The sequence below is a fragment of the Gluconobacter sp. P5B12 genome (genome assembly GCF_018812035.1).
GTDB lineage: Bacteria > Pseudomonadota > Alphaproteobacteria > Acetobacterales > Acetobacteraceae > Gluconobacter.
Genome location: NZ_JACRVV010000007.1, coordinates 90,586 through 116,579 on the forward strand (window position 1 = coordinate 90,586; position 25,994 = coordinate 116,579).

The 25,994-nt window shown below is 58.5% G+C and carries 27 protein-coding genes; 14 read left to right on the forward strand and 13 right to left on the reverse strand.

Annotated elements, in window-relative coordinates; all coding sequences use genetic code 11:
• Positions 1 to 44 precede the first annotated feature (44 nt).
• The 6 genes from KP702_RS12485 to KP702_RS12510 form a co-directional block, all read right to left on the reverse strand.
• Complete coding sequence (locus KP702_RS12485; protein WP_024717053.1) at positions 45 to 590, reverse strand: hypothetical protein; 546 nt, start codon at positions 588 to 590, stop codon at positions 45 to 47.
• Position 591: 1 nt separating this feature from the next.
• Positions 592 to 1,803, reverse strand: a complete 1,212-nt coding sequence (locus KP702_RS12490) for a hypothetical protein (RefSeq protein WP_215769075.1) — start codon at positions 1,801 to 1,803, stop codon at positions 592 to 594.
• A 72-nt stretch (positions 1,804 to 1,875) separates the two neighbouring features.
• Complete coding sequence (locus KP702_RS16255; RefSeq protein ID WP_252348713.1) at positions 1,876 to 3,129, reverse strand: DotG/IcmE/VirB10 family protein; 1,254 nt, start codon at positions 3,127 to 3,129, stop codon at positions 1,876 to 1,878.
• Positions 3,126 to 4,052 carry a DotH/IcmK family type IV secretion protein gene (locus KP702_RS12500; RefSeq protein WP_215769076.1) on the reverse strand — a complete coding sequence of 309 codons (927 nt, stop codon included), beginning with the start codon at positions 4,050 to 4,052 and terminating at the stop codon, positions 3,126 to 3,128. Before KP702_RS12500 ends, KP702_RS16255 begins: the two co-directional genes overlap by 4 nt.
• Positions 4,053 to 4,700, reverse strand: coding sequence for a DotI/IcmL family type IV secretion protein (locus KP702_RS12505; protein ID WP_215769077.1), 648 nt, complete (start codon positions 4,698 to 4,700; stop codon positions 4,053 to 4,055).
• A complete protein-coding gene (locus KP702_RS12510; protein WP_215769078.1) occupies positions 4,700 to 5,458 on the reverse strand; it encodes a hypothetical protein in 759 nt (252 codons plus the stop codon). The genes KP702_RS12505 and KP702_RS12510 overlap by 1 nt, the downstream gene beginning before the upstream one ends.
• 354 nt (positions 5,459 to 5,812) lie before the next feature.
• On the opposite strand from KP702_RS12510, the gene KP702_RS16260 reads away from it, so the two are divergent.
• Genes KP702_RS16260 through KP702_RS12540 form a run of 7 tightly spaced genes read left to right on the forward strand, consistent with a single transcriptional unit; the run spans position 5,813 to position 12,329 of the window.
• Positions 5,813 to 5,959 carry a hypothetical protein gene (locus KP702_RS16260; RefSeq protein WP_252348714.1) on the forward strand — a complete coding sequence of 49 codons (147 nt, stop codon included), beginning with the start codon at positions 5,813 to 5,815 and terminating at the stop codon, positions 5,957 to 5,959.
• Entirely contained in the window at positions 5,956 to 6,528 is a 573-nt protein-coding gene (locus tag KP702_RS12515; RefSeq protein WP_252348715.1) for a hypothetical protein, read from the forward strand. Before KP702_RS16260 ends, KP702_RS12515 begins: the two co-directional genes overlap by 4 nt.
• Positions 6,525 to 7,700, forward strand: coding sequence for a hypothetical protein (locus KP702_RS12520; protein WP_215769080.1), 1,176 nt, complete (start codon positions 6,525 to 6,527; stop codon positions 7,698 to 7,700). The genes KP702_RS12515 and KP702_RS12520 overlap by 4 nt, the downstream gene beginning before the upstream one ends.
• 21 nt (positions 7,701 to 7,721) lie before the next feature.
• Entirely contained in the window at positions 7,722 to 9,386 is a 1,665-nt protein-coding gene (locus KP702_RS12525) for a hypothetical protein (RefSeq protein WP_215769081.1), read from the forward strand.
• A gap of 16 nt (positions 9,387 to 9,402) precedes the next feature.
• On the forward strand, positions 9,403 to 11,700 hold the full coding sequence (locus tag KP702_RS12530; protein ID WP_252348716.1) for a DotA/TraY family protein: 2,298 nt from the start codon (positions 9,403 to 9,405) through the stop codon (positions 11,698 to 11,700).
• A gap of 12 nt (positions 11,701 to 11,712) precedes the next feature.
• Positions 11,713 to 12,024, forward strand: a complete 312-nt coding sequence (locus KP702_RS12535) for a hypothetical protein (protein WP_215769083.1) — start codon at positions 11,713 to 11,715, stop codon at positions 12,022 to 12,024.
• Positions 12,021 to 12,329 carry a hypothetical protein gene (locus tag KP702_RS12540; protein WP_215769084.1) on the forward strand — a complete coding sequence of 103 codons (309 nt, stop codon included), beginning with the start codon at positions 12,021 to 12,023 and terminating at the stop codon, positions 12,327 to 12,329. Before KP702_RS12535 ends, KP702_RS12540 begins: the two co-directional genes overlap by 4 nt.
• Before the next feature lie 19 nt (positions 12,330 to 12,348).
• On the opposite strand, the gene KP702_RS12545 is transcribed toward KP702_RS12540, so the two are convergent.
• The gene (locus KP702_RS12545; RefSeq protein ID WP_215769085.1) at positions 12,349 to 12,801 is read right to left on the reverse strand and encodes a hypothetical protein; all 453 of its coding nucleotides are present in this window, start codon (positions 12,799 to 12,801) and stop codon (positions 12,349 to 12,351) included.
• Complete coding sequence (locus KP702_RS12550) at positions 12,798 to 13,733, reverse strand: DsbC family protein (protein WP_215769086.1); 936 nt, start codon at positions 13,731 to 13,733, stop codon at positions 12,798 to 12,800. Before KP702_RS12550 ends, KP702_RS12545 begins: the two co-directional genes overlap by 4 nt.
• A 135-nt stretch (positions 13,734 to 13,868) precedes the next feature.
• On the opposite strand from KP702_RS12550, the gene KP702_RS12555 reads away from it, so the two are divergent.
• The 7 genes from KP702_RS12555 to KP702_RS12585 all read left to right on the forward strand — a co-directional run bounded on the left by KP702_RS12555 (position 13,869) and on the right by KP702_RS12585 (position 21,372).
• A complete protein-coding gene (locus tag KP702_RS12555) occupies positions 13,869 to 14,342 on the forward strand; it encodes a hypothetical protein (RefSeq protein WP_215769087.1) in 474 nt (157 codons plus the stop codon).
• Positions 14,343 to 14,377: 35 nt separating this feature from the next.
• Positions 14,378 to 15,055, forward strand: a complete 678-nt coding sequence (locus KP702_RS12560) for a transglycosylase SLT domain-containing protein (RefSeq protein ID WP_373687849.1) — start codon at positions 14,378 to 14,380, stop codon at positions 15,053 to 15,055.
• A gap of 376 nt (positions 15,056 to 15,431) precedes the next feature.
• Positions 15,432 to 16,796, forward strand: coding sequence for a replication initiation protein RepC (repC, locus tag KP702_RS12565; RefSeq protein WP_215769088.1), 1,365 nt, complete (start codon positions 15,432 to 15,434; stop codon positions 16,794 to 16,796).
• A gap of 4 nt (positions 16,797 to 16,800) precedes the next feature.
• On the forward strand, positions 16,801 to 18,159 hold the full coding sequence (locus KP702_RS12570; RefSeq protein ID WP_252348717.1) for an O-antigen ligase: 1,359 nt from the start codon (positions 16,801 to 16,803) through the stop codon (positions 18,157 to 18,159).
• A 236-nt stretch (positions 18,160 to 18,395) separates the two neighbouring features.
• Positions 18,396 to 19,241, forward strand: a complete 846-nt coding sequence (locus tag KP702_RS12575; protein ID WP_373687850.1) for a hypothetical protein — start codon at positions 18,396 to 18,398, stop codon at positions 19,239 to 19,241.
• 386 nt (positions 19,242 to 19,627) lie between these two features.
• A complete protein-coding gene (locus KP702_RS12580) occupies positions 19,628 to 20,716 on the forward strand; it encodes a DUF262 domain-containing protein (RefSeq protein ID WP_215769089.1) in 1,089 nt (362 codons plus the stop codon).
• Positions 20,713 to 21,372 (forward strand): MAE_28990/MAE_18760 family HEPN-like nuclease, encoded by a 660-nt coding sequence (locus tag KP702_RS12585; protein ID WP_215769090.1) that lies wholly within the window; start codon positions 20,713 to 20,715, stop codon positions 21,370 to 21,372. Before KP702_RS12580 ends, KP702_RS12585 begins: the two co-directional genes overlap by 4 nt.
• Positions 21,373 to 21,983: 611 nt before the next feature.
• Here the strand turns inward: KP702_RS12585 and arsH are convergent.
• The 5 genes from arsH to KP702_RS12610 all read right to left on the reverse strand — a co-directional run bounded on the left by arsH (position 21,984) and on the right by KP702_RS12610 (position 25,721).
• Complete coding sequence (arsH, locus tag KP702_RS12590) at positions 21,984 to 22,721, reverse strand: arsenical resistance protein ArsH (protein WP_215769091.1); 738 nt, start codon at positions 22,719 to 22,721, stop codon at positions 21,984 to 21,986.
• Positions 22,721 to 24,004, reverse strand: coding sequence for an arsenic transporter (locus tag KP702_RS12595; RefSeq protein WP_099287200.1), 1,284 nt, complete (start codon positions 24,002 to 24,004; stop codon positions 22,721 to 22,723). The genes arsH and KP702_RS12595 overlap by 1 nt, the downstream gene beginning before the upstream one ends.
• Entirely contained in the window at positions 24,004 to 24,432 is a 429-nt protein-coding gene (gene arsC, locus KP702_RS12600) for an arsenate reductase (glutaredoxin) (protein ID WP_099287199.1), read from the reverse strand. Before arsC ends, KP702_RS12595 begins: the two co-directional genes overlap by 1 nt.
• A gap of 11 nt (positions 24,433 to 24,443) precedes the next feature.
• Positions 24,444 to 24,776: a helix-turn-helix transcriptional regulator gene (locus tag KP702_RS12605; protein WP_194268079.1), complete on the reverse strand. Its 333-nt coding sequence runs from the start codon at positions 24,774 to 24,776 to the stop codon at positions 24,444 to 24,446.
• 393 nt (positions 24,777 to 25,169) lie between these two features.
• Complete coding sequence (locus KP702_RS12610) at positions 25,170 to 25,721, reverse strand: hypothetical protein (RefSeq protein ID WP_215769092.1); 552 nt, start codon at positions 25,719 to 25,721, stop codon at positions 25,170 to 25,172.
• Positions 25,722 to 25,994 lie beyond the last annotated feature (273 nt).

Genomic DNA, 25,994 nt, shown 5'->3' on the forward strand with positions numbered 1-25,994 from the left:
GGAATAGACGCTCTGGGCGTCGACTGTGGGGTGAGGGTGTGGGGTCACTGCACAAGCTTCAGTTCTTTGAGGAGTGCAGGACCAAGGACGTCTGCGTTCATCACGAGGAATCCCGCTATTCCCATGACCATGTTGAGGCCGGTGGAACTGTTGTTCGCGCCTTTCGCCCGGCCCATCTGGCGCACGATCGCGAAATAGACGATCAGTGCGCCGTAGGCTGCGAAGTAGACGTGAAAGACATTGAGGATGGCCGTCAGGGCAGCCAGCGGGCCACCTTGTGCCGCTGTCATCAGGGCATCCGAGGAAAAGCTGACTTTCGATGATGCACCGATGCCGGCATTACCCTCAAAGCCAAGGGTGCGGTTTCCCATATTGAGAAACTCGGGAAACGACAGGAAAGTCGCACCAACAAGGATCATCATCTCCGGAATCACGCCCTTGGAGAGTAGCCCGTTACTGATGGATGAGCGCTGAAAGATGCCCATGACGCCGCTCAGGAGAAAGCAGCCTCCGCCGACGTAGCAAAGGAACGGAAGCAGCCAGGACAGTGCGGCACCAAGATCCTGAGCGAAGTCGAAAAGCCCTTCCATCTTAGTGGATCAGACCTTTTGGGGTGCGAACGACCCATCTCGACCCCGAAGAGGTAATCGTGATGACCGGCCCCCATCCGGGGATCACGGAGCCCGCTTCGACGCGGCTGGCATTGCCCTGTTCGTCCTGAAGAATGGCAATTCCTGGCGCTCCCGCCTGCACCGTGAACTGGGGCAGATGCACAAGGGCCGGCTTGGGCGTACTTGGCTCCGCTGACGGGTGAGGCTGCGCAACACTTACGGCCCGCGGCGCAACTGGCACAGCACTGCTGTGTTCACGAGCCGGATGGGCCAGAGGGGACTGGCTTGCCTGGAGCGCGCGATCTGTCTGGTCTTCGTGATGCTGAAGCTCGTCAAGGCGTCCCTTGAACTCGCCAAGACCGCGGTTCAGCGTCGCCGTCACATTGTCCTGCATGGCGTCGACGTTTTTCTGCAAGGCCGCCACATGATCATCCAGCGCTTTCAGCTGTTTGGCCATTTCCAGCTCGAGGGCTGCGTCTGGTGAAGGGGATGCAGGGGACGCGAAGGAGGGCGCGGGGGCCGCAGCCGGAGCGGCAGACACAGCGGACTGAGCCTGAGGCGCGGAGACCGCCTGGCTCGGTGGCACCGCGGAGGCGTTTGGCGCTCCATCCGAGACGGCGGGCGGCACGGGAATGACTGGAGCTGCTTTGATCTCAGCCGGCTTTGTGGTGGCTGGGGGATCAACCGGGGCTGTCATGCCCTCGCCGCCGAACGGGTCGTCGTTCTGAGCGACAGAGGGTTGCTGGACCCGCTTTTCCGGGACATCAGGCGTGCCAAGCGCTGGTGGTGCCAACGTAAAGGCCGACTTTCGAGCCGATGGGACCGCTGGTGCATCTGGTGTGGTGGTGATCGATGCGCGTGGTCTGTCATTTACAAACGGGATCGGCACGCCAAAATGTGCACCGACCGCCACAGCACCGCCAAGCAGACCTCCAGCCCCAAGCACCGCCAGAGCGGTACCGACCAGAAGTCTGCTTCGTGGCGTGCGCGGAGCACGGTCTTCCGTGCCATTCTGCGACTTCAGAGGCTTGCGGCGGCTCTCTGTCGTTTCCTCTGGCGCATCCGCCCGGTTGCCTGACAGCTCTGCCTCCTGTGGCATCTGGCCGTCTTCGGCCTGTTTACCGGGCCGGTCTGTGGAGCGCTTCTGAGGTCGCAGCATCTCCACGACCTCTCCTGTGTCCTCACGGCGCATTGCGTTTCCTCGCATGCTGATGGTCCCTCCTGTGTCGTCCTTGCAGGATGCCAAAGGCCGTTGTGAGTGCAGTCAGGGGGCGTCCACCGGCGCCGTGAAAATCACTCCGATAGGATCATCCTTATGAAGAAGGACTGTCGGGTTCTGAGGCGTTTGCTTTTGCAGGATCTGGCCCATTTCCTGTCCAGCCCGTCCGGCAGCAACACCAAGCTGCTGGGGCAAGGTCAGATGCGTGAACGAACTCACGCCCAGCCCGCTGGTCACACTGTTTGTGTTTGTGCTCTGCATCGCGTTGCCGAGACCTTCGACAAAAGCCGCAGCGGCCGGAAGAAAGACACGCGTCGGGAGATGCTCGTGAACTTCCGAGGCCAGGCCGGTTTCCATGGTGTCGGGTGCGACGGCATAGGCAGAAACCGGCAGAGGGTCGCTGTCACCGATCATCAGTTTATCGAACTTGATGACCAGCCGTTCGTCTTTGCGCTCGAAGGAGCCTGACAGTCTGTCGTGGGCGAGTGGTCCTGAATCAATCTCCACGAGAACCGGGGTGCCCGGATAGTCGCTGTTAACACCAAGAAGAGAATGACCATAAACGCCCCTTCCTGCAGCAAGGAGCCTGTGGGTTGCCGACTTTACGGTTGCCACATTCTGCTGTGACCCGGTTCCACCTGAGGAGGTCGCCTGGGGCTCCTGCGTGAAAGACGTGCTGTCCTGCCTGTGGCCACCTGCCGCCGCGGTTTCCGCTGGAAGTTCCATGTCCAGTGAAGCCGGCCTGCCGCTCCACGCAGCCAATAACTCAACCTCCTGTGCCTCAGAGAGTTCTCCTGGCTGCCGCTCCCGGCTCGCGGGCGGTTCGGACGCGGCCTTGGTTCCTTCCGGAGCGCGCGTGAACTGATTCACTGCAGGTGGCGGAGGTGGCGCTGGCCGAGGCGTCCCGGGGGGCGTTACGCCGGCGGTTGTTGCAGAACCAGTGCCAGGCATCCGACCCAGCAGAGGGGCTTTATCGTCCCCCAGCGGCCTGTCTGTCGTCAGCGCGCTTGCAAAAGATCGTCCATTGGCCTTGGCGGCGTCGGCGTCAGCCTTTTCCTTCATAACGGTTGCGCTGTCGAGCTTGTCGGAGTGATTGTTTCCTCCGGCTGGCGGCGCGAGGGTTGGGGTTTGCAGGGCCGCTGACTTCGGTTTTGGCGCTGAGCCGTGGCTCATCATGTACCACCCACCTGCAGCCACCACGAGAAGGCCTGCGACCGCGAAGGCGGGGCGACGAGACGCCTTGAGACTGATGGCTAGGCCGCTGGCAGATGCGGCCGGTCCTGGATGCGCCTCGCTCACGGGCCGTCCTCCGATAATGTCGCAGAGATGATCCGGGCACCTGAAGACAGGAGCACGTTCGATGTCTCGGGGATTTCAAAAATGCCAATGCCGTACTCGGTCGCATGAGCGCTTGGGGCGGGAGAAATCGGCGTGTAATCGGTGCGAAGGTACATCTTGTCGCCCAGCTTCCAGGCCCTGATCCGATCCGGGCTGACGCCGGAAATACGCAGGGGAACGGCATCGGCGGGTGGCGCACCATCGAGCATGTCGTCGAGGTTACGATCGCCCGTAGCTGGCGCATCGGGCTCAGAATTGGGCGTGTCTTTCGCGTTTGGACCGCGTGCGGCAACCCGGACCGTCAGGTCGGCGTCATAGGCGCCTGTTCCACTGATGATCATGAAGGAGATCGGCTTTGGCGCGCCCTTGAGATTGACCAGAACACCGCCATGAGCATAACGCGAGACGGGGGTCAGCTGCAGGACGTTCGAGCCGGCTTCCGGAACACACGCATTGATCCCGACACTGCGCACGGCGGAGTTCTGTCCCTGACCATGGGCGTCACACCCGCCGCTTTTGTTGGTGGCGATATCCCAGGCAATCGGCCAGGACTGACCCGTCTCATCCAGAAACGTGATGGCTGCGGGATAATCCTGCGCAATCCTGATGATATTGGTCTGAGCACCCGGGGCGAGGGAGATCCGCACAGACCGCGACACAGGGGTGGCCAGACGGTGAGGATCTTCTGCTGCGTCCAGGTTCTTCTGGCCCTGATCGACCCGGTCATAGAAGTGTTGCATCGCACTGGGAGGCGGCGGCAAGCCTTCATAAATGGGATCGACCCGTGGCGCGCCGTTGCTGTCCCGCGTGGTCTGCGCGCAAACCACTGCTTCGGGAACTGCTAGCAGCAGAAGCCCGATGACCGCTCTAATTGTGCTGTGCATTCAGCCCCCGTTATCGGCGGCGCGCGGCGCGTTGAGTTCTGTGATGACAAGCCCGTCAGGATGCTCGGGACTGTTGGTGCGCCTGATCGTCACATCCACCGACAGAAGGTTGGTGGTCGAGCCGGAGGCATTCTCCCATTTGAGCAACATTGGAAATGAGACGTGCCACTCATAGTCGCCACTTCTCGTTTTTCCTTCGGAACGTATCGATGGCGCACTCTTCGGCGTTGCGGTCAGGAAGACACGTTTGGCCTTGATGAAATCAATATTGCCCGGCCCGGAGAAGGACTGAGCCCAGGCGTTCCATGCGGGAAGGTCGAAGTCTTTCGCAGAGGCATCCAGGTGCTTGGCGTAACTCACGAAATCCATCGTATAGAGATTGGTGACTTTCCTTGCGGCCCAGTTGATGACTTCGGAGTCAGAAAAATACGGTTGGTCCGTGACGATCAGCTCCCGGGGCTTCCCCAATGAGTCATGATAGATATATCGGACGTGCGGTGTTTTCATCACCGATACGGTAAGGGCCAGTCCCAGAATGACGTTGAGGATCAGACTGCCCGAAAAGGCAACGAGAACGCGCTTGACGATGCGTTGGAGGAACTCCGGATCGAGAAGTCGCCGGCTGATAGCAGCGGACGCGTTACGCATCAGTGGAAGCATCCCGACGCGCGGCGCTCGACAAGACGACTGCCGAGGTAGCTGTAATGTTGCTGGCGGCGATCCTTCGGATGCTGGAAAAACACTGTGTTCGTGATGCCACAGGTCCTGGCAATCATCTGGCTGGCAAGTGTTGCATTTTCGGCAACAGCAAACGGGTTTTCGGTCGGAGAAGTGCGTAACAGTGTGAAACCGGCCCGGTTCGGAAGCCCCGCCCTTTTAGCAGCCATACAGACAGTATTGTACTTCAGTCCGAAGTATTCAGCGATGAAGGCAGGCGAATAGAGCCTCTTCCACAGATCAGCCAGCAGATGCAGGGACTGTGTGTTCCAGATGGCTCTTCCAGACGCCGTTTTTGGAAGCGCGCCCAGCATTGCCGACGATGTATTGTTATGATGCTCATTAACGATTGTGGAATTTTTTCGAGCTTGTGCAGCACGTTGGCGCTTCAGTGTCAGCGGACGGCGCAATCCCAGTCGCTTCGCTTTGTTCGCGACAGCCTGCGGACTTCTTCCGAGCCTCTCGGCAATGACCTTGATCGCCGTGTCCGTCGGATAGATTTTCGTGAGCAGTGTCGTCTCGCTGTGAGACCATAGCCTTCTGGTTTTCGTTCGCTTTAACGATATTTCTTTACTTGTTGTTAACTCTTTTAACGCGGTCACATGACAAAAGAACTTTTTTGATGGCAAACTGATCCATGGTGGAATCGAGCCGGAGCGAAACTTCATTTCTACAATGCTTGCCTTCATGGTATTCTTTACATCCATCGAAGCGTTAATATATCGTCAAACAGCCTAACCGCTCGCGTCGCAAAATGTTACCAATGACTGGTCGTTTTTGGGGAACTGTGTATTTCTGCAACACCTCGTGGCAGCGGCGGCAGAGTCCCGAAAACCAACGAGGCCGCGTTCCAGGAATACCCCCATTCCATTTTTGCATGGCTCACAATCTGATTTTTGCGGCTTCCCGTTCCGGCATCGGAATGTCTCGCAAAGACGTTTTTCGGTTTCCAACCCGTTCCTGCCGCCGCGACACACCGGGTACGCACTCACATCCCCCACCTCTATTATCTCTCAGGATGGAAACCGCTTTGGAGGGTCAAGGTGTCTGGTGAGACGAGAGAGCAGGAAAAGCCTAAGGGCGGATGGCTGACAGCAGAGGGCGCGAGGCAGATCCTTGGGCCTCTCGGAAAGCCTGGCTCAGGACAGGACAGTCGCCCTTCGGGAACGCCTTCAGGTGCGGCACAATGAAAGGGTGCCGAGAGAGCACACGTCTCACTTTTGTACCGCTGATCGCCGCGTTCGGTTTCAGTCTGGTGACACCTGCCTTCGCAGAAGACTCTTCCTCCGGCTGCCAGACACTCGTGCAGGCAGGCGCGACCGGGCTTGCTGCAGACCTGAAGGCTGACGACGCAACAATCCATCAGCCTAAATCCGTAACGAGGTTCACCTGCCTGGGAAACTTCTTCAACGGCGTTGGTCTGGATGTCGTCACGAGCAAACTGAATGTCGCATCGCTCGCTGAAGCGGCAATGGGCAAGATCTGCTCCCAGCTCTCATCAGAATGGGACAGCCTCCAGAGTTCGGCCCATTGCGGTCTCTCTGTGACGGGTCTCGATACGAACTTTAATCTTGGCCTCGGGGCAGGCAGTTTTTGCCCGAACCTGAGTTTTGGCGGCGGCGGCGACAGCCTAATCAATGCCGGGACGAATACGACCGGCAACCAGAGCTGGGTTGTGTCCGGACAAAGCCAGCTTCCTTCGGGGTACAGCTTTGACGCCATAGGATCGAGCACCGGCATTTCTCGGGTGAGCCAATGAAGCGGCTTCTCGACAGAGCTGGACGGCTCGGCGGCGCAAGCCTTCTGGTTCTAGCGCTTGCAACCGTTGCAGCCCCGAAGCCGGCTTATGCCTTCTTTGATTCAGCCGCGATTGTGGGCGCGATCAGCACGCTTCAGGGCGCGATGAACAGCGTCATCACAACGGCCCAGAAAGTCCTGAACAGTACGCTTGGCCTCATTAACGGCAGTCTGGGAGACGGCTTTACGCAGTTGAGCAACTACATGAAGGCGCAGGTGGGGGCACAGGAACAGATCGCAGACGCCAACAATATGGTGCAGGCCGAACTTGCCCGAGACGTCCGGGCGGCTCAGCAGCGCGACAACCATGCGACCAACCGACAGGATTGCCTCAATCTGGAAGGAGGGCAGGCTGCCGTTGTCGCTGCGCGAAATGGTGCTGCCGTTGCGACGGCTCTTGATAGCGGCAAGGACAAGCGGACGCAGGCCGGAAAAGGAACGCCGTCCTGGGAAGGTGCAGGGCAGGGCGCGCAGGCCAATAATAACCGCCATTTCACGCTTTACTGCTCGGACGCAGAAGCGGACGCTGGTGTTTGTTCGCTGGCATCCACCGACCAGCAGAATGCAGATCAGAACGCCACCAGCCTGTTAACGCCACCGGCGTATCAGGATCAGGCCTCAATCGACCGTGCCAATGATTATGTTACGACACTGATCCAGCCGGTTGCGCCTGCCGCGCTGCGGGGGAGCGCCCTGACCTCTGTGGATGGGCAGTCCGCCCTTCCGGGTCGCCGTGCCTATAATGCTGCCATTTCGCTCGCCCATCACGTCGGAGACGACATTATCGGGTGGCACGCGAACACCGTGACCCTGAGTGCTGCCCAAAAAGCAGAGGCGGTCCGTGAGGGGTACACCAACACGTCGGTTGGCTCTGAAAGCGAAGCCACGGAACTGGAAATCAACCGGAAATACAGTGGCACTGACTGGCAGGCAGATCTGCAGGCGATGCCCTCCGAAAAATCGGTCCTTGTCCAGATCGCGCTGCTGGACGCGCAGCGTAACTGGATTGCCTGGCAGCAGTTCAAACTGGACCAGACCCGGGCGCTGATGGAGGCCAACAGGCTCGCGACCTCCGCTGAGCAAAGGCTTCGGGCGGTTTCGCCTCTGCCAGTTCCTACCACAACACTCCCCTGAACATCACGAATAGGAATGACCATGTCGGGTACTCTCACTCAGCAAGGGCCGTTAGGCTACGTCCTGCAGGCGCTTGATGCTCACCAGTCGACCATCCCCGAAGCAGAGCGCGGGCTTGCAAAAGATCTCTCGAACCTGACCGGGCGGCTGCGCGAAAACCCGGGGCTGGAAGGCGATCCAAAGTTCACCGTTCAGGTGGCTTGGCTTGTCCAGGACTGGAAGGCTCTGAGCGGAACCGGTGCAGAGCCGCAGATCCCGCCCATTCTCGCGGCTGGCCTGAAGGCCCATGGCACAGATCTGCCGGGGCTGGAGAACGAAGAAATCAAAGCCCTTCTGGCGCAGGCTGGCTCGCTTGAAGATCGAGATCTCGTCCGTGATCTCCGTAAAACAGCGCTGGAGATGTCCGAAATGTCTCCGGAAGAACAGGCTTCCGTTGCGGCTGCACGGCTGGCTGCCGTTCTGGACTATCGCATCACCATGGCCCTCTCTGGCACTCCTGCCCGCGCGCAACAGACCGAGCCAGAGTTGTCACCTCGACCAGATGCACAGCAGCTGGACCCCGTAGTGACATCGACGCCAGAGCCCGCTCCTGTGAGGGAAGCATCTTCGGAAGTGCACAAACCGGCTTCTGCTGACATGCCCCAGCCGACCGTGACGGAGCCTGAGCCTTCTGTCGCGGAAAGTGAACACCCCTCACACGAGCCTCAGCAGGCGCCCCGGACACAGCATGAGATCCTGGAGCCTGGCCTTCCCTCGAACGACCCGTTTGAGGACGAAGGATATCTACAGTCTCTTGAAGACGAGGCCGGTCCCTTTCGGGACAATGAGGAGTTCCAAGGAGATCATCGCTCGTCTGAGCAGCCGGGAGAAGTGGAAGAGACGCGGCCACAAAGCGCGGCAGGAGTAGACCGTGCGGTACATAGAGAGGACCAAAGAACTGCTGACGAAGCTGAATCTGTCGGGCCTACGCGAGCAGGAGATAAGCGGGAAGCCGTACAACCGGACGTTGGTCAAGAAGCCGTGGAAAACAAGCCAAAGCCGGAGAGCAAGCCCAATCAAGCCGAGGCGAAAGTTGCGCCAACGATCGCAACGGCGACCAATCGTCATGGCCTGGCCGACTTTATGAGTGGTCTGGTGGGCAAGAGCGACGAGCGCCAGATCATGGACCGGACCCGGAGGGTCAAGGCAGCGGCCCGAGAGGTCGAGGAAGATCTTGGCACGCTCAAGCGTGTAGGCCATGAGTTCTTTGAAGCCTTCAGTAAAGCCGCATCAGAGCCCGGACAGTCAGAGCGGTCTGTCATCGCGGGCATGACCGGGGATGGGAGCCATAAGGCGCTTCGCGCACAGCTCACCGCATCCCTGGAGAACACGCCCGGCTTTGCAGAGTCCTGGGAAAAACTTCGCAAGTCGTCTCAGCGGTTGGGCAAAGAGGTCGAAGTTTTAGGCGATGAAGCGTCAAAGCGCGACGCTTTGAGTGACCCCACGGTGCAGAGCGCAGAAGAAACCGCCGCCAGTGTTGGCAAGAGGCTGGAATCTCTTCCGGGCCAGGAGCCGGGCAAGGACTTTCTGAGGGAAGTTGGTGCGGCTCTGCAGCGTCTGGTGGACCGTTTCCATGATTTTTTTACCAAAGATCGAAAACAGGGTCAGGAGCAAAGTCGCGATAACAGCCCGAGCCCCGAGGTCTAAAACAATGCACCAGTTCATGCGGCTCCTTCGAGCGTCCCGGCATTTCCGGGCGGTCACCATGATAGTCGTGGCCCTCACGGTCACTGTGGGATCCGCCTCTGCCGGAACCACGGCAGACAGCGTGAGCTGGAGCAACCTGAGCGCGGGCGATGACTGGTCCGCCCGCGTGCTCGACAGTCTCTTCCCGATGTCAGGGGGTACAGAGACAGCCACAGGCACGATGCTACAGTATATTTCGGCTTATGCGATGCTGATTGCGGCGTTCTGGATCAGCTATGCCTCCATCCTGCAGGTTCATAAGACGGCAGAAAGCGGAAAGATTTTCTCTGCAAGTTTCTCCGGGTGGGTGCCGCTGCGCGTTGTTGTTGCACTCGGGCTGATGGTGCCGATCCCTGCAAATGGAGGCTTCTCGGTCGGGCAGGCGCTCGTCGTGCAGGGTGCGAAAACGGCGATCGGGATGGCCCGCAACCTCACGGATGTTGTGGCCAAATCCATTGGCCCGGATGCTTTGCCCCTTGCTGAACCGATCATCCCGGGGACCAGGCAGGTCGTTATGGCGGTGATGGAAAGCGAACTGTGCCGCGCCTTGGTCAACAAAGCCTCGAACAATCCTGACCTTATGCCCGAACCCAGGATTTCCAATCCTGGTAACGGTTCACCCGTGACCGTCGATTACAGCCTCGCGGTCGGCGAAGCGACAGCTGCCGCAACCTGCGGCAGTATCTCGGTGACAATCCCGCAGCAGGTCGAGCAGCAGATGCTCGGGTCAAACCTCGATCTGACAGATGTCGGCACCAGGCAGGTTAAAGCGCTGCAGGATCTGATCAGCGCGGTGCGCACGCCTATGTCGTCTCTCGCAGATACGATCTGGCAGACCCGGGATGTGACCGCCCTCCGCTCCATGGATGGTGTTCTGACCGCACAGAATACAGCCTATTCGAGCGCGCTGAGTGAAGCGGCCACCGCCATGATCAGCAAGATCCGTGCGCAGTATTCCTCAGATGGTAACGGCTCGAATGATGCCGGTTATGTGGCTATGAAAAATCTCGGCTGGAGCGGGCTGGGGGCTTACTACCTTGAGATCTCGCGCCTCAACGCAGAGGTGCTGTCCATGTCCTCCATTGTCCCCTCGGTCACGCTGCCAAGCTGGCAGGGATTGGGGTCATTTCTCTCCAAAGACCTAGCGGGTCCAATCACTGCGATTGAACAGTATCAGGCTGCGGAAGAGCAGAAGCTCGCAACGTCAGATAGTGCCAGTGCGCCGAACGGGGCGACGAGGCTCTTCAGTAATGCGGCTTTGCCCAGCTCCGGGCAATCCGCTCTGGACCGTGTTCTTCAGGCGCTTGGCATCACGAACGGGGTCATGACGCTGATCGTCAATCATCTCCTGTCGCCAACATCCGGGAGCGACTGGACCGACCCTTTGGGGGCAATGATCGGGCTCGGCCATCTTCTGATTCACACGGCGCTGGCGATTATTGGCGGCGCGGCGGTGCTCAGCAGCAAGACAGGGGCGGGGCTTGCGACAGCGGCCAATCTTGCCACCGGGGATGTCCCGGCTGCCATCGCATCCGCAGGCAGCTTCGCACTGAGCGGTCTTATCAAAGCCCTGCTCACGCCTGTCTTTGCGGCCGCTTTCTTCCTGCTTGCGCCCGGTATTACGCTTGCTTACGTCCTCCCCATGACCCCGTTTGCCTATTGGATGGCTGGCGTTGCGGGTTGGTATATTGTCGTGGTTGAAGCCGTGGTGGGTGTCCCATTGTGGATGCTGGCGCATCTGGTGTTTCAGGGAGAGGGCCTTCATGGACGCGGGAACCGCGGATATGAAGTGCTGTTCACGATTCTCTTTCGCCCGGTGATGATGATTGCGGGTCTCGTGCTCAGTTACACGATCTTTGCCTCGATCTCCTGGCTGGTCATGAAGGCGTTCTCGATTGCCACCGGGTTCGTCTTTGAGCGTGGCTGGCTTCTGGACAATTTCATTGGTCTGATCGTCCTGCTCTGCATGTTCGTCACGATGGAGATGAGCATCGCCGTCATGTGCTTCAGGCTGATTTCAACGCTGCCCCATCATATCCCTGCGATGGCGGGCATGACGAGTATTGGTCGTGTGGACAGTGACGACTTCAATGACAAGTCAACCGGCCGGGGGATCGCCGCTCCTACAGATAAAGTGGCAAATATTGCCCAACAGACCGTGTCGGATGTGAGTGCAATCGGAAATGCCCAGAATACCGTCGACAAGGGCGCGGCAGAGCCAGTAGACTCCACCACCAGAGCTCTCATGCAGATCTCTGGCCGCGCCGAGGATTAAGGAGAACGGATAATGGCTGACATTCTGGAATTTGGCCAGCTCTGCCGTATCACGCAGGCTACCGAAAGAATGGCACAGGCTGCCGGTAAGTCGGTTCCCCTGGCCGCCTATAATCAGGTCGTTGATCTTCATAACGATCTCGTTAGGAGGTACGATGCCCTCGCAAAGAAGCACCGTATCGCGGATACGGGTCTGGATGAGATGATTCGCAACCGGGATGAATGGAGCGAATTCGCTGAGAAAATGCGGAAGCGTGCTCAGAAAGCTGAAGCGCAGATTGCGTCGCTTGAAGCCGAGCTAAAGGCAAAGGGCAGCAGGGCTTGAGGGTCATTTCGTTGAGGCAAAGTGTCGCGGGGCTCGCGTTGCTGTGCAGCCTGTCAGCCTGCGCTCACGGCAACATCCGTTCGATCTCGTCTTACAATGTGCCACCACCACCCAAGGTGAAGCAGCCGCTTTACGATCCTTACGCGCCCTATGGCTCCGCGCCCGTGACCTGGCGTCCTGCGCTTGCCACGCGGGCCGGCACCATTGTCAAACCCAATGACCCGGTCGATCAGGGTGATCGACCTGATTATGAAAAGGCCGCCTGGTCGATTGACCGCAAAGCCGCCCAGTCCGGGACATTCTGAGACGTCCCGGAGACTGGCTTCACCGGGGCCAGAGCAGCCGCCCGTCCGAAAGATACTCCGAGAGTTTTCCGGCGCGTCCTGTCCGGGCCTGCCAGTTTGAGAAGCCCTGAATAACAAACTGGCTTCCCAGAACAATCGCACAGGCGAGCGCTTCTACGCAGGATGCGCTGAAAGCGGCCCCGCCGCTCCACATGAGGATCATCACCCACCAGAGGCTCGCCAGCAGACAGAGCGTGCCATACAGTCGCCCCAGGGTCCGGGTTCGCTTACGGATTGCAGCCATTTGCGGCGACATGGGAGGCTGGTCCTCGAACGTCGTCTGATCCACGGGCTGGATCACAGGAACGTCCTGAAGGATCCGAAGACCCTGCTGCGCCGTGCGCAGACCCGGCCTCAGCGCGAAGATAAACGGAAAGACGAGCCATAACGCGGCTCGTCCGGCCCGCTGCTTCACTGTCGGACGACCGCTCATGCGTGAAGGCTCGCGAGAAACGCATCAAGATCGTCTGGCAGGCCTGCCTCAACATGCGGGGTGCCGTTGCGATCCTTCCACACGAAGGTTGGCGTTCCTCTGAGGCCAATCGAATGAGCGGCAGAGAGATTCAGCATCAGGCTGGCGCCCGCCGTGTCTGAGGTCGCGTGGCCTGGAACAGCGTGACCAAGATCATCGATCTGGTTCCACAGTGCAGCCATGTCATGCGGTTTTGCAGAGAGCATCTGTTGCGCAGCCGGCGTACTGGCCCCCTTGTTCTCATGATCGTTGATCGAGACCGGAACGATCGCAAGCTGTAGCCGGCCGGAAGCAACAGCAGGCTTCAGGGCTGCGTAGGCACGGGTCGAAAACGGACATAGCGGATCAATGAACATATAGACGCGAGGTGCCGTGTCCTGTCCTTCAAGCCCGAAGGCAACCGCTTTCACGCGCTCAACAGGATCCACAGCGAGAGGTGCAGTGTTCGCTGATGCGGCGCCCGGCCTTGAGCCCGGGCCGGAGCCCGAGGGATTCCATTGTACAGTCGGGATCGCACCCGGGATCGATGAGACCTGGTCGCGCGTGATGTTATGACCGGTCGCATCCCACATGACCCCTCCGATTTCGGCCAGATGATCGGGCGTGAGGTAAAAGACACGGAACTGCGTGCCGCTCCGGGCAAAGACGGCCTCAAGACCGTGTTCGGATTTCAGCCGATAGAGTTGCGCGCCCTGGCTCGCAAGGCGGGTCAAGGCAGGTGAGGCTGCAATGTCGGCGGCGGGCAGCGCTGGCCCCATCTCCGGCATAACAGGTAGCGGCCGTGAAGGGGGCGGGCCACCAGCAGCACGGATTGGCTCCGCGGCGGGGCAGGTCGAGGCTCCCAGGGCAACAGCCGGGAGCCCGAGCATCAGCATCGGGATGAAAGAGCGCATGGGTTTGATCCTCCTGCGGACATCATGACGGGCGCACATGTGAGTGCGATCCGAGCGCGTCAATCAGGGTCCTGTTCGCACTCACATTCGGATCGGTCAGACTATGGAGAGGTACTTTCTAAAGGATTCTGCACCATGCGCTTTCGCTTCTGGCTCGCCGTCTGTGTCTCGCTGGCGGCCCCTCTGGTGTCCCAGGCCTCAGCGCAGCATCTGACGCCTGAGCAGCTCGATAGACTGTCGCAGGAGCGTCAGTCGGAGCTCGGTTCTCGCAACTGGGGTCCGCCCCCGACAGTCACACAGGCGCCGCTAACGCTACACGCCACGCCGGTTCCCGTGACCTGCCGCAGTCCCGCCCATGACTTCGAGCCGCTTTTTGCCGAGCCGCGTCGTGGTGCCGTCCATGTTGGAACTGCCGCTCCGCAGATCGCTGTGACGGACACGGTCTTTCAGGGCTGGCGGCAGGTTCTGCGCTCGGGAACGACCTATGCCTGGATTCCGGAGGCCGACGTTGTGGCCTATCGCCCGCTCGTGGATGGGGCGTCTCGGGCGTGTGTTGTCTCTGGTGAGAACGCGGCCGGGATGGTCCTGTTTACGCATCTGGCCAAGTGAGAGCCTTCCCGGTTCTGGCCCTGCTGACTCTCGGCGTGAGTAGTCCTGTCACCGCTGCCTTCGGGGCGGTGCCTGAGCAGATCGTGCCGACCAACCCGGAACCCGGATCGCCCGTCTTTACGCGGCCATCGACCGCGACGACGACTGGCGAGACGACCGCCACATCCTCGTATCAGGGCGCTTGGGGTACGGCGGATGCTTACGCGACGCTGATGGCACAGACCTATGGTGCGGACGCGGTGGCGGCGGCGCAGGCGGCCGGGATCAATCCGGACACGCTGGCGGCGTTCGGGCAGATCGAAAGCCATTTCCAGAATGTCGGGAACACGTCCTCGAGTGCACAGGGGGTCTGGCAGGTGACGGATGGCACCTGGAACCAGTACGCCTCAGAACTCGGTCTGAGTGCCGCGGACCGCTCCGATCCTGTCGCCCAGGCCAAGGTGGCGAGCGCTATCATCAGCGATTACGCGCCCGCCGTGAGTCGCTCGACAGGCGCACCGGCCACCGGAACGCAGGTGTATGGCGCCTACATGTTCGGCACCAAAGCCGGCGCGGCCATTGCAACTGAATCAAATGCGAGTACGCCGCTCAGCCAGTATGTCTCCGCCAAGACGCTCGCGGCCAATAATATGAGCGGCTGGACGGTGGGTCAGTACCAACAGACGGTGGCCAGCCGGATGGGCAGTGGCGCTTCGGAGGCCGTCACAAGTTGAAAAAAGCGCGCCAAAATGGACACACTAAACGCCCGTTTTTACTCAGTTTTTTCACTGTCACAGCGCTTTCGAGGTTGTTACAGCGCCCGAACGGAGGCACGATGCCCGGATGTCTGGAGACGTCCCTGTGGGCGACGCCAGCGAGTCGACCCAGAGGACCCCCGATGACGTAGCGCCCGCATACCAAAAACCCCGCCTCCTCCGATTTGGCGATCGGAAGAGCCAGGGCTCCGGCAAAACAGTTGCTAGGTGAACACAAGGTAACTTCATCTAGCGTCAGCTCTTTTCGAAACGCAAGCACTAAATTGCGAACGGGAGCGTTTTGTCTGGTGTCCGGCCGTGAGGTGGCCCCTTCACCCTCAGACAGGACCGATCAATGGAGCATTCTGCACAGACGCAGAGGGCGCAGGCCCCGTGCACGCGGCGCGGACGACGCCGGATCAGTGAGGCCATGCTGGCCGCACGCGACGAACTGACCACCCCCGTCCCGGCCGAGCCGGGCAAACGGGATATGCTGAACATGCTGAAATCCCTGCGGGGTGTGCTGCCCGTCAGCCGGGGGGCAGCCTCGACGCTGATCATCATGGTGGAGAAGACCTCTCCGGACGCCTGGACGACGCTTGAGACGCCCTTCATCTACGCGCACAACACCACGCTCATGTCCTGGACAGGACTGTCGCGCAGTACGCTGCAGCGTCATATCCGGGAGCTGGCGGAAGCGCGGCTGCTGGTGCCGCAGGACGGACGCAACGGACAGCGCGGCCGACGGTGGCAGGTGGAGGAGGGACAGACACAGGTTGGCTTCAATCTGGCCTCGCTTCGCTACCGCTGGCCTGATCTGCTGGCCCTGAGTGCCGAACAGCGGCGACTGCGCCAGCGCGTGTCCTTTCTGCGCGACAGCATTGCCAGCCTGAACGACACGGTCCGCGCCCAGGCCGAAGACCTCGGGCTTCAGAATATCATGGAGCAGGCGGTGGGGATTATGCGCAGCCGTCTGAGGACGGCCCAGCCCGGCACTCTGGAGGGGCTGTACCGGGAGATGCTGGCCCTTTCTACGGCTCTGGCCGAGCAGTGCGCCGAGCCTGAAACCGGCCCGGATGATGCGCCTGTGGAAAACGCTGTTTTTTCAACGTCGTATCCAGCAGAAATGAGGCCCATGGGTCCTCAAAACGGGGCCCACTATACAGATACTAAAAACATTCAATCTTCTAAAGAAGTAGATCACGTAGCCGCCGATGGCGGCATTCGCATTGAAAAAATGCGGCGTGAAGGGCAAAGCTCCAGGTCCGACCGTTCGAGCGTGTATGACCGGACAGCGCTGCGCGGATTCAAGGGGACAGCGACGTTCTATCTCGAGATCTGCAGCAGTCTGCGGGATCTCTGTTCCTCCGGTCGACCGACTGCCGAGCAGTTGATCGAGGCCGCCGAGTATCTGTCGGGGCAGGTGGGTGTAACCTGTCATGCCTGGTCCCAGGCCTGTGTCGTGCTCGGCCGGTTGCAGGCAGCCGTCGCCGTGATCGTCATGGCGTCACGGCTGGAGCGGGGTGCTGTCATCCGGTTCCGGGACGCTTATTTCCGCTCCCTCATCGAACGCGGGGCACGAAACACGCTGTTCCTTGATCGCAGCCTGTATGCACTGCGGGATCATCGCACCCGGGAAGTGGGGATGCTGGCCGAGGCCGGGGTCTCAATGGCCGCTGTAAGCGTGCAGGGACCGAAAACGCGAGCGAGCTGGATCTGACAGAATGATGTTTGAAAAGCCCGTTCTTCTGCGACTGCTGGATCGTCTCGGCGCATTCGCGACCCTGCTTCTGCCGCTGTTTCTGGTGCATTGGCGCGGTATTGCCGAGGGCTGTCTGGATGGCCTGGCGGTCGGATTTCTGCTTCGGAGCGCCCTGACCCGCGATTGGTCCTGGTGTCGGCAGGGCTTCGTCTGGCCGGCCCTTGTCTGGTGGGGATGGCTGGTTCTTTGCTCCCTGCCACGGCAGATGCCGGTTCCGGCCGAGGCGACGGCCAGCCTCACCCAGGCGCTGCTGGCTATCCGGTTTCCGCTCGCGGCGTTCGCTCTGGCGTTCTGGACGTTGCAGAATTCTTGGACCCGGACATGGTGTCGCCGTCTGGTTGTCGCCTGCGTGCTGTATCTGGGTGGGCAAATGCTGCTTCAGGCGGTGACGGGTCATAACCTGTTTGGCAATCCGCGTTTCGGGGATGGGACACTCACTGGCCCCTACGACAAGCCGCGTGTATCTGCGCCTTTTGCACTGCTGGGTCTTCCGGCAGCTCTGTTTGTCGGGGCGTTGTTGGGGGAACGGGTGAGAAGGTCCTGGCAGAAAGCACTCGTGACGGGTGCGACCCTGCTACCGGTTCTCGGTTTGCTCGTGCTGGCTGGCCAGCGGATGTCTCTGGCGACATTTCTTCTCGGCACCGGTGTCTGTGCCCTGGTGCTCCCGTCACTGCGGCGTCCTGCGCTCGCACTTCTGGTCGCCAGTCCGGCTCTCATTGGACTGCTGGCGTTCGTGTCCCCGGAGGCTTTCGGGCATCTGGTGACAAAGACCCAGACGCAGCTTCTCCACTTCGCCAGTTCCCCGTATGGGCAGATCTACAATCGGGCGGCCGTGATGATCGAAGCACACCCGGCTATGGGGTTAGGGGACGATGCATTCCGGCATTATTGTCGATCTGAAGAGTTTCTCAGGCCCGGTCCGAGCCATCTGCAACCGGACGGAGGAGGTGTGTCTGTGTGTGTTCAGCACACCCATAATCATGTGCTCGAAGCCGGGACAAACAGCGGATTTCCGGGAGCTGCTCTGTTTATTACGATGATCGGAAGCTGGTGGCGTGTTCTGGGGCGCACCACCAGGAGGCAGGTCGGTTCTTCCGCAGCGGAGATTGCCTGGCGTGTCGGTCTCTTCGGGGCCGCTGTTCTGCATGAGTGGCCTCTGTCGTCGCAGAGCGCTTTCCTGAATATGCCGCTTGGCGGGATTGCTTTTCTGCTTCTGGGGGCAGGGCTGGCGGAAGCCGTCAGGGATCTGAAGGCGGATCGCCCTGACGACGGAGAGACTGCTCGCGGCGCTTTAACTCTTTCTCAACGGCCTCCCGGATAAACTGCGCCATACCCCTGTCGCCCACAAGCGCGATAATACGATCGCGCTCCTCAGGACTCAGGCGAACGGAGGTCATTTTGAAGTTGAGTGGCGGTCTTCCCATACGCCTCCGCTACACGGCTCATGCTGCGCCTGTCAAACATAAATAAAAGATATCGTCTATTGACGGATAAACGATAGCGTTTAATATGATTTGTAACGCAACATACTGTGTCCCTGTCGGTCAGGCGGGGACCGTGATCGACAGGTCCGTCATGACACTGAAAGCCATTTCAAAAACACTTTTCTCCAGCTCTGCCCTTCTGCTTCTGGCGGCTTGCAGCAGCGGGATGCCCGCGCCTGAGCCCGTACTGCTCAGTCAGTTCAACCAGAACACGGACCGTTTCGGCGTCGTCAGCACGGTCGGTAAGGCGGAAGGCACGATCCAGAAGAACGGTCGCTCCTGCGATATCTACAAGATCTACACCACCGGCCTGACAGCTGGTGGCCGCGCGGCCATGAAGGCGGGTGAAGTTGTCACCAGCGTTGCAACACTTGGTCTGGCGCAGGTGATCTGGGCACCGGTGAAGGCTGGAACCCGTCCGCAGCTCCATACGGTACTGTTCTGTTTTGGCAGTAATGACAAGCTTGTCGACATCTATGACAAGGATCCGACGGATTCCACCGGACCCGATCATCTGATCATTAATCGCACGGCTTACAGCACGCCGGTTATCGCAGTACCGGCCACCGCGTCTCTGCAGGCAGAGGTGACAGCACAGCCTGGTCAGCCTGTAAGTGTCACACCGGTTGCTGTTGCGCCTGCGCCTGTGGAAGCTACTGCGCCCGCTCCGGGTGCGCCGACAACGACGGCCGATGGTGCACCAATCATCTACGAAAAGGCCGTTGCGCCGAAGGCGGCGGAAGCAGCCGGTGCGATCAGCCTGGATAACATGGCGCAGGAAGCGACGACCGGGTTGCAGCAGGTTCAGACAGGTAAGGCCAAGGTTCAGGCGGGCGCGACGGCAGACGATCTGAACTCGATCAGCTCGCAGAAGGCTGTTGCGGCCAATCAGGCGGCCCTGTCTGGTAATGCGGAGTGAGCGTACCCGTCAGCTAGTACTATGTTCCGCCTCATCCGAGGCAACTTACGAAGTGTCTACTGTGTCAGATGCGTCGCACTATTGCGCTAAATAGCCGTTTTCTGATCACAATATCTGGCTGCCTGTCTGGTCTCATGCAGGCAGCTTTGGGGGGAAAGCAAAATGTCAGCTGTTCGCGGAGAATGCCAGAAAGATGACTTTTGTAATCTGCGCAGTACGGTATCCAGAGCCTATACGAACGGCAAAGGTAATAGGTCATCCGCCACACAAACATACCGTATGGAACGTCATTGCGAAGCAGCCATTCAAATATAAGGCGCTTAATGTGATGTTGAGGTAGCTATGTAATTATATATAGTCGATAATATTAAACGTAGGATGCATCAATGACAATTCTTGAAGAAGTCGAAAGAGGCCGTAAAGAAATCAGAACTGACGACTATGCAATGTCGATTGGGGAGTGGGTTTCAATGTACGAAGGGGGCGATCTCGATATTCACCCCGAATTTCAAAGATTTTTTCGGTGGACTGATGAGCAAAAAAGCAATTTAATTGAATCCATATTACTCGGAATTCCTTTGCCTTCGATCTTCGTTTCTCAACGAGATGATGGTATATGGGATGTAATCGATGGTCTCCAAAGGCTTTCCACTATTTTTCAACTTATGGGCGTATTCGTCGATCATCGTGGGGTGAGGCACGATGCGCTGATTCTCTCTAAGACCAAATATATTCCTTCCCTTGAAGGGGCAACGTGGGACAGTAATAATTCTATACCCAGCGAACTCAAAAGAATTATTAGAAGAAGTAGGATTAACGTTAGCATTATTCTCCGAGAGAGTGATGAAAATACAAAATACGATCTTTTTGAAAGATTAAATACTGGAGGTACGAGGCTGAGCGATCAGGAAGTACGCAACTGCATCTTGGTCATGGTCAATCTCGACTTCTATAATTGGATACGTGATCTATCAAACGATGAAAATTTTATTTCCACCACCGCGTTAAGTGATAAGAACCTTCAAGAAGCTTACGATATAGAATTAGTGCTGCGATTCCTGCTTTTTGTCGACGCAAGCGAAGACGAGCTGAAGACTGTCGGAGACGTAGGTGTTTATCTCAGTACGAAAATGATCGAATTGGCAAAAGACGGGGAATTTGATCGAATATACTGGGAAAACCGCTTTCGCAGTGTCTTCAAATTACTTGCCGATTGCGCGGGAGATGGGGCCTTCAAGCGGTATTCTACTGGGAAACAAAGGCATGAAGGCGGTTTTGTCATTTCGCAGTATGAAGCCGTGACGGCTGGGGCTGCAGCACTTTTGGATGCTGGCCTGAATAACGAAACTGTCGTAACCAAGATACAAGAGTTGTGGTTCAGAAATGAATTCACTGAGTGGGCGAAGTCTGGCGTCACCGCCTCCAGACGCCTTCGTCGAATAATTCCATTCTCAAGATTACACTTTTCCGTATGAAAATTCGAAGTTTAGACGAACTCCTCCAGCGTAATGCAGAGGAGAGAGTTTGGCGAATACGAGAAATTACTTTCTTGAAGAGGAATTGTGTCGACCCCAAAATTGGTCGGCGAGAAAAAGAAGTTCAACGGCGTGCACTTATTCCACTAGCGTATGCTCATTGGGAGGGCTTCGTAAAGAATACAGGACAAAATTATCTTGATTTTGTTGCCACTCAAAAACTGTGTCTAGGTGATCTAACACCACCTTTCCAATCAATATATTTTAGCGTCGAACTCGCAGGGGAACTTCGAAAGGAGAAACGTCACAGAGTTCTTGATTTGCTCGAAATGTTGCAAAGCCACTCCGGAAAAAGAGTTCACATTAAGACAAAGGGCGTAGTTTCTACGCAAGATAATCTAAATAGTGACGCGCTCAAAGATATCTGCATGAATCTGGGGTTAGATTATTTTAAATTCTACGATCATATAGGGTTTATTGATAAAATCTTATTGGCGAAGAGAAACTCTATTGCTCATGGGGAAAATATTTTCATCGCAGAGGAAAATGTTAACGAGGTTTGTACTAAGGTAATAGCGTGTATAGATATTTTCCGAAATTTGGTAGAGAATGCGGCGACTAGCTACGCTTATAAAAGGCTGTCTGTCGCAGAATGAGGAGCTCCCTCACTATCCTGTGAACAGTATCTTTGGCCACTTGCTCCGCAGCATTTATAATCTGTCTTGGAAGTTGCCGAAGGATGTTCGTGCCATTGATTTCCTCTTTCTGATGCGTCCCAGTTTGGTTAGTTCTTTACGAACATTGCCTCATAGGCCTGCAGTCATGCATGTCCGCTATCGGTATCTAATTGGGAGCATCCTACGTCTGACATGAAGGCGACTGCGGCCTGTCTGCTCCTGCATCACTGAGCAGACAGGCGGATCAGGGAGGGAGAGCGGAATGTCCGTTATCGGAAAGGGATGAGGGAAAGCGGAATGTCGGCTTTGTGTAGGGCGATCGGTAAAACCGGACATGCACACGGACGACCCTCGCGAAGGCTTTCACCCCATTCCGATCGTTCAAATAAACCGTGAGACATTCTGAAAGCCGACATTTGCTCATGAATCAGCCAAGCGCCAGTTAATTGATTCAGTGTACGTGTTCGAATCCCACTTGGTCCGCCAGCCCCGCCGATTGTACGCTATACTACGCTACAGCGACCAAAACACCGCCAATCACCGTATCATTTGCTACGCTGATTTTTCAGTGGTTGTTCCCGTCGGTTCGTTCAGGTGAGTGCTATACTCGACAGGTCGGTAGCAGCATCAATCGGTGTGCCTGCTTCCTTTCGCTCCGAATATCGATCAACGAGTTGCGCGGCATGCGGACGAAGCAGCACGGTGAAGCGCACCAGCTCCTCCATCACGTCCACGATCCGGTCGTAATAGCTGGACGGCTTCATCCGGCCGGCGTCGTCAAACTCATTGAACGCCTTTGGGACCGACGACTGGTTGGGAATCGTCACCATCCGCATCCAGCGGCCGAGGACGCGCAGCGTGTTGACGCTGTTGAACGACTGCGATCCAGCCGACACCTGCATAACGGCGAGCGTGCGGCCCTGCGTTGGGCGCATCCCGCCCATCGACAGCGGAAGGTGATCGACTTGCAGCTTCATGATGCCGGTAATCTGGCCGTGCCGCTCGGGGCTGCACCACACATGCCCCTCAGACCACATCGAAAGATCGCGCAGCTCACGGACGGCCGGGTGATCGTCTCTTGTCACTTGATCGGGCAGCGGCAGCGTGGCGGGGTCAAAAATGCGCGTCTCGCAGCCGAAGAATTGCAGCAGGCGGGCCGCTTCCTCGATACAGAGACGCGAATAGGATCGTTCCCGTAAGGAGCCGTAGAGCAGCAAGATACGCGGCGGCGGATCACCAGAGCCCAGCCCGAGGGCGGGACGTTCGAGCGCATAACGCCGATCGAGCACGGGCAGATGATCGGGATCGGAGAGCGTGCGGAGCGGCATTACAGACTGAGTCTTATGGCGAGTGCGGCGAGCGTCATCAGCAGCACCGGAATCGTCAGCGTCGCGCCGACCTTGAAGTAATAGCCCCAGCCAATGCGGATGCCCTTCTGCCCGAGGACATGCAGCCACAGCAGCGTCGCGAGCGAGCCGATCGGCGTGATCTTCGGCCCGAGGTCGCAACCGATCACGTTGGCGTAGATCATCGCTTCCTTGATCGTGCCCGTGGCGTGCGTCGCGTCGATCGACAGCGCCCCCACCAGCACGGTCGGCATGTTGTTCATCACCGACGACAGCAGCGCGGCGATGATGCCGGTGCCGAACGCCGCGCCCCACACGCCGCCTTGCGTGGTGCGATCGAGCAGGCCGGCAAGATGATCGGTCAAGCCAGCATTCCGCAGGCCGTAGACGACCAGGTACATGCCGAGCGAGAAGATCACGATCTGCCACGGCGCGCTGGCCAGCACTTTGCGCGTCTGGATGACGTGGCCGCGCGCGGCGATGATGAGCAGGAGGACTGCGCCGGCAGCGGCTACGGCACTAACCGGCACGCCGATGGGTTCGAGCAGGAAGAAGCCGGCGAGCAGCAGGGCAAGAACGACCCAGCCCGCCTTGAACGTGGCATGGTCGCGGATCGCATCACCGGGCGCGCGGAGCTGCGCCACATCGTAGCTCGCCGGTATGTCGCGCCGGAAAAACAGCAGAAGCGAGACTAGCGTCGCCGCGATCGACGCGAGATCGACCGGCACCATCACCGAGGCATAATCGGCAAAGCCGATCCGGAAGACGTCGGCCGACACGATGTTGACGAGGTTGGAGACGATCAGCGGGAGACTGGCCGTATCGGCGATGAACCCTGCCGCCATCACGAACGCCAGCGTCGTCTTGTCCTTGTAACCCAGCGCGCGCAGCATCGCGATGACGATCGGCGTCAGGATCAGGGCCGCGCCATCATTGGCGAACAGCGAGGACACCGCCGCACCGAGCAGCACGATCAGCACGAATAGCCGGCGACCATGCCCCCCGCCCCAGCGCGCGACATGAAGTGCCGCCCATTCGAAAAATCCGGCTTCATCGAGCAACAGGCTGACGATGATGATCGCGACGAACGTTGCGGTCGCGTTCCAGACGATACCCCACACCACCGGCACGTCGGAGAACGAGACGACCCCGACGAGCAACGCGATCGCCGCTCCGGCCAGCGCGCTCCAGCCGATGCCGAGGCCCTTGGGTTGCCAGATGACGAGCGCGATCGTGACGACGAAGGTAGCAAGGGCGAGCAGCATCAGGGGATGCGCTGACCCGAGACGTTCACGACCTTTTCGCCGTCTTCCTTGGTAAACGCCCCCTGTTGCGGCTCGGGCAGCAGATCAAGGACCGCTTCGGAAGGTCGGCACAGCTTTACGCCGAGCGGTGAGATGACCAGCGGCCGGTTGATGAGGACCGGATGCGCCATCATCGCGTCCACCAGTGCGTCGTCCGACAGCGACGTGTCGCCCAAGCCCAGCTCCGCATAGGGCGTGCCCTTCTCACGCAGCAGATCGCGGGGCCTGATCCCGGCGCGATCGATCAGCTCGACCAGCAGCGCGCGCGAGGGCGGCGTCTTCAGATATTCGACCACATGCGGCTCGAGGCCGGCATTGCGGATCATCGCCAGCGTGTTGCGCGACGTGCCGCACTCGGGGTTGTGATAGATCACGATATCGACGGCCACGGGGCGTCCTTTCAGCAGCAGGGGGTGAGTTCGGCCAGGAGCGGCGCGCACAGTTCAGACGAGCCGGCGCAGCAGTCTTTGACGAGGAACAGCGTTAGCGCGCGCAGCCCATCCAGATCGGCCCGGTAGATGATCGACCGACTATGCCGTTCGGAGCGCACAATGCCGGCGCGCGCGAGAATGCCGAGGTGCGCAGACATCGTGTTCTGCGGCACGTCGAGTTGGCGAGCAATTTCGCCAGCAGCCAGGCCGGCTGGTTCGTGGCGGACAAGCAGACGGAACACGTCGAGGCGCGTACCCTGAGCGAGCGCGCCAAAGGCGGCAATGGCAGCTTCTGATTCCATATATCCAGCATATTGGATATATTGGTCTCTGTGCAACTGTTTTTGATGGACGGGCCTTGATCGTCTTTAGAGCAGTTCCCTACGATCCGGGACCGATCAACACGGGCGATGCCGGTAATCATCACAGTGCGGCATTAGAGGGCTATAGCGTAGACGTAGTGCTCATCATCATTGGGCGTGGCCCGCGTGATGAGATTCGAACCTCGACTGGGTAGAATGCGGGTGCAAGTCCGCTATCCGTCTTTGCGGGAAGAGCGTTGGATGATTCATGTCCGCTACGCGGAAAACGACTCGAGCAAATGTATGTCTGAGAAGAAGGCGAAAGCAGCAGGTCCGCTTACGCCTTCTTGTCGGACATAGAACGCCCTAATGGGAACTTCCAAAAGCGGACGTTTACAGATAGTTTGGCTGGCAGACATTGAGAGCCTGTACAGCGATCTCGCCAAATTCCTGATCGCTGGCATTGATCGAGGCATTAAAAACTTTTCCGGCATTTTCGTTCGAATACCAGGCGGAGTGACTTGTTCCCCGCCCCTTCGATGCCGCCAGACGAACCTGATCTGTCTGCTCGCATTCCCAATCGGCAAAAACCAGAGCTGATTTCTTCCGGGCATCCCGCCAGTCCTTGAAGCCGTATTTATGCTGAACACGCCCCCAGAATTCCATAAAGAGCGGACCGGATTTTTTATGCTCTGCATCAATCTTGTCTTGCGGGAGGGGCAATCCTCCCCACTCCATGAAAAGATCCCGACTTGTCTGAAGGGCCTTCTTCAGATTTTCCCCGATCCACTGTGGAGTAGCGTCTTTTCGATCAATGAACGTGGACCACCCGGTGACAGAGAAAAAGCTGCCCCCGCGCTTGTCCATGGAAATCACCGCAACATACTTCCGGGTGCGGATCAAATGAGCACGCGCCTGACGTACATCAACGAATGGATCTCTCATGATCAGGCAATATCCTTCACTTTGAAGTCGATGGTTTTTCCATCAAGAGCGACGCAATCTTCTGCCTTCTAGAGCGCCAGACAGATGGCTTGCCACTGCATCGTATTCGACACAGCACACGATAAGGCATCAACCCTTGATTGGTGAAGACGAAAGCGTGCCTGTCAAAGAGAGTTCGACCGTAGAGGACGTCTTCTATTTCTCTCTGGCTATCTGTTACCGGACCTTCTGCTTTCCCCCCTGATCTGCCTGTCGACTTACAGATGCAGCAGT